Source organism: Cupriavidus sp. YAF13, from assembly GCF_052113425.1.
Lineage (GTDB): Bacteria > Pseudomonadota > Gammaproteobacteria > Burkholderiales > Burkholderiaceae > Cupriavidus.
Map to the genome: position 1 here is coordinate 1 of NZ_JBFRDD010000122.1, position 4,342 is coordinate 4,342.

Consider the following 4,342-nt stretch of genomic DNA (forward strand, 5'->3'; position numbering starts at 1 on the left):
GTGGTGCTGAGGTTGCCCTCGCCGTCGGTGGCGGTGGCCGCCACGCTCAGTGTGAAGTTGGCGTCGCTGGTTGGCGTGATGGTCAGGCTCGACAGGGTCCAGCCATGGACATCGACCGCGCCATGACTCGCATCGGCGGTGAAGCTGTGGCTGCCGTCGCTCAACGTGGCACCGAGCGGGATCGCGCTGACCACCAGCGAGGCCAGGCTGTTGCTGTCGCCGGCGAGGCCATTGACCGTGGCGCCGAGATTCAGCGCGATCGCCGCGCCCTCGACTCCGCTCTCGGCCACCGGCGCCAGGGTCGGCGCCAGCGGATTGACCGTCACCGCCTCGGTGGCCGTGGTGGTGGTGCTGAGATTGCCCTCGCCGTCGGCAGTGGTCGCCGCCACGCTCAGCGTGAAGTTGGCGTCATTGGTCGGCGTGATCGTCAGTGAGCCTAATGTCCAGCCATGGACATCGACCGCGCTGTGGCTCGCATCGGCGGTGAAGCTGTGGCCACCCGCGCCGTCGCTCAACGTGGCCCCGACCGGGATCGCACCGACCACCAGCGAGGCCTGGCTGTTGCCGTCGCCGGCCAGGCCGTTGACCGTGGCGCCGAGGTTCAGCGCGATGGCCGCGCCCTCGACCCCGCTCTCGGCCACCGGCGCCAGGCTCGGCGCCAGCGGGTTGACCGTCACCGTCTCGGCGGCGGTGGTGGTGGTGCTGAGGTTGCCCTCGCCGTCGGTGGCGGTCGCCGCCACGCTCAGCGTGAAGTTGGCGTCGTTGGTCGGCGTGATGGTCAGGCTCGACAGGGTCCAGCCATGGACATCGACCGCGGTGTGGCCGGCCGAAGCGGTGAAGCTGTGGCTGCCGTCGCTCAACGTGGCCCCCAGCGGGATCGCACCGACCACCAGCGARGCCAGGCTGTTGCCGTCGCCGGCGAGGCCATTGACCGTGGCGCCGAGATTCAGCGCGATGGCCGCGCCCTCGACCCCGCTCTCGGCCACCGGCGCCAGGCTCGGCGCCAGCGGGTTGACCGTCACCGTCTCGGTGGCCCTGGTGGTGGTGCTGAGGTTGCCTTCGCTGTCGGTGGCGGTCGCGGCCACGCTCAGCGTGAAGTTGGCATCGCTGGTCGGCGTGATCGTCAGTGAGCCTAATGTCCAGCCATGGACATCGACCGTGGTGTGGCCAGCCGAAGCGGTGAAGCTGTGGCTGCCATCGCTCAACGTGGCGCCCAGCGGGATCGCGCCGACCACCAGCGAGGCCAGGCTGTTGCTGTCGCCGGCGAGGCCATTGACCGTGGCGCCCAGGTTCAGCGCGATGGCGGCGCCCTCGACYCCGCTCTCGGCCACYGGSGCCAGGGTCGGCGCCAGCGGGTTGACCGTCACCATCTCGGTGGCCATGGTGGTGGCGCTGAGGTTGCCCTCGCCGTCGGTGGCGGTGGCCGCCACGCTCAGTGTGAAGTTGGCGTCGCTGGTTGGCGTGATCGTCAGGGCCGACAAGGTCCAGCCATGGACATCGACCGCGCTGTGGCTCGCATCGGCGGTGAAGCTGTGACCACCCGCGCCGTCGCTCACAGTGGCACCGGCCGGGATCGCGCTGACGACCAGCGAAGCCAGGCTGTTGCTGTCGCCGGCCAGGCCGTTGACCGTGGCGCCGAGATTCAGCGCGATGGCCGCGCCCTCGACTCCGCTCTCGGCCACTGGCGCCAGGCTCGGCGCCAGCGGATTGACCGTCACCGTCTCGGTCGCCGTGGTGGTGGTGCTGAGGTTGCCCTCGCCGTCGGCAGTGGTCGCCGCCACGCTCAGCGTGAAGTTCGCGTCATTGGTCGGCGTGATCGTCAGTGAGCCTAATGTCCAGCCATGGACATCGACCGCGGTGTGGCCGGCCGAAGCGGTGAAGCTGTGGCTGCCGTCGCTCAACGTGGCACCGGCCGGGATCGCCCCGACCACCAGCGAGGCCAGGCTGTTGCTGTCGCCGGCCAGGCCGTTGACCGTGGCGCCCAGGCTCAGCGCGATCGCCGCGCCCTCGACCCCGCTCTCGGCCACCGGCGCCAGGCTCGGCGCCAGTGGATTGACCGTCACCGCCTCGGTGGCGGTGGTGGTGGTGCTGAGGTTGCCCTCGCCGTCGGCAGTAGTGGCCGCCACGCTCAGCGTGAAGTTCGCGTCATTGGTCGGCGTGATCGTCAGTGAGCCTAATGTCCAGCTCGACACATCGACCGCGCTGTGGCTCGCATCGGCGGTGAAGCTGTGGCTGCCATCGCTCAGCGTGGCGCCCAGCGGGATCGCGCCGACCACCAGCGAGGCCAGGCCATTGCTGTCGCCGGCGAGGCCATTGACCGTGGCGCCGAGGCTCAGCGCGATGGCCGCGCCCTCGACCCCGCTCTCGGCCACCGGCGCCAGGGTCGGCGCCAGCGGGTTGACCGTCACCGCCTCGGTCGCGGTGGTGGTGGTACTGAGGTTGCCCTCGCCGTCGGTGGCGGTGGCCGCCACGCTCAGCGTGAAGTTGGCGTCGCTGGTTGGCGTGATCGTCAGTGAGCCTAGCGTCCAACTGTGAACATCGACCGCGCTGTGACTCGCATCGGCGGTGAAGCTATGACCGCCCGCGCCGTCGCTCACAGTGGCACCGGCCGGGATCGCGCTGACGACCAGCGACGCCAGGCCGTTGCCGTCGCCGGCGAGGCCGTTGACCGTCGCGCCGAGGCTCAGCGCGATCGCCGCGCCCTCGACTCCGCTCTCGGCCACCGGCGCCAGGGTGGGCGCCAGCGGGTTGACCGTCACCACCTCGGTGGCCGTGGTGGTGGTGCTGAGGTTGCCCTCGCCGTCGGCAGTGGTCGCCGCCACGCTCAGCGTGAAGTTCGCGTCGCTGGTCGGCGTGATCGTCAGTGAGCCTAGCGTCCAGCCATGGACATCGACCGCGCTGTGGCCGGCCGAAGCGGTGAAGCTGTGGCCGCCCGCGCCATCGCTCAACGTGGCCCCCAGCGGGATCGCGCTGACCACCAGCGAAGCCAGGCTGTTGCCGTCGCCGGCCAGGCCATTGACCGTCGCGCCGAGGTTCAGCGCGATGGCCGCGCCCTCGACTCCGCTCTCGGCCACCGGCGCCAGGGTGGGCGCCAGCGGGTTGACCGTCACCGTCTCGGTGGCCGTGGTGGTGGTGCTGAGGTTGCCCTCGCTGTCGGCAGTAGTGGCTGCCACGCTCAGCGTGAAGTTGGCATCGCTGGTCGGCGTGATCGTCAGTGAGCCTAGCGTCCAGCCATGGACATCGACCGCGCTGTGGCTCGCATCGGCGGTGAAGCTGTGACCGCCCGCGCCGTCGCTCACAGTGGCACCGACCGGGATCGCSCCGACCACCAGCGAGGCCAGGCCATTGCTGTCGCCGGCGAGGCCGTTGACCGTGGCGCCCAGATTCAGCGCGATGGCCGCGCCCTCGACTCCGCTCTCGGCCACTGGCGCCAGGCTCGGCGCCAGCGGATTGACCGTCACCGTCTCGGTCGCGGTGGTGGTGGTGCTGAGGTTGCCCTCGCCGTCGGTGGCGGTGGCCGCCACGCTCAGTGTGAAGTTGGCGTCGCTGGTTGGCGTGATGGTCAGTGAGCCTAATGTCCAGCCATGGACATCGACCGCGGTGTGGCCGGCCGAAGCGGTGAAGCTGTGGCTGCCATCGCTCAACGTGGCCCCGRCCGGGATCGCGCTGACSACCAGCGAAGCCAGGCTGTTGCTGTCGCCGRCGAGGCCGTTGACCGTGGCGCCGAGATTCAGCGCGATGGCCGCGCCCTCGACTCCGCTCTCGGCCACCGGCGCCAGGCTCGGCGCCAGCGGATTGACCGTCACCGCCTCGGTGGCGGTGGTGGTGGTGCTGAGGTTGCCTTCGCCGTCGGCAGTAGTGGCCGCCACGCTCAGCGTGAAGTTCGCATCGCTGGTCGGCGTGATCGTCAGTGAGCCTAATGTCCAGCCATGGACATCGACCGTGATGTGGCCAGCCGAAGCGGTGAAGCTGTGGCTGCCATCGCTCAACGTGGCGCCCAGCGGGATCGCGCCGACCACCAGCGAGGCCAGGCTGTTGCTGTCGCCGGCCAGGCTGTTGACCGTGGCGCCGAGGTTCAGCGCGATGGCGGCGCCCTCGACCCCGCTCTCCGCTACCGGCGCCAGGGTGGGCGCCAGCGGATTGACCGTCACCGCCTCGGTCGCGGTGGTGGTGGTGCTGAGGTTGCCCTCGCTGTCGGTGGCGGTCGCGGCCACGCTCAGCGTGAAGTTGGCGTCGCTGGTCGGTGTGATCGTCAGGCTCGATAAGGTCCAGCCATGGACATCGACCGCAGTGTGGCTCGCATCGGCCGTGAAGCTGTGGCTGCCGTCGCTCACAGTGGCAC

General features: G+C 70.3%; 1 protein-coding gene. It reads right to left on the reverse strand.

Annotation, left to right across the window (positions count from 1 at the left end):
* The coding region (locus AB4061_RS40240; RefSeq protein WP_441641613.1) for a beta strand repeat-containing protein at window positions 1-4,342 on the reverse strand (4,342 nt) is incomplete at both ends.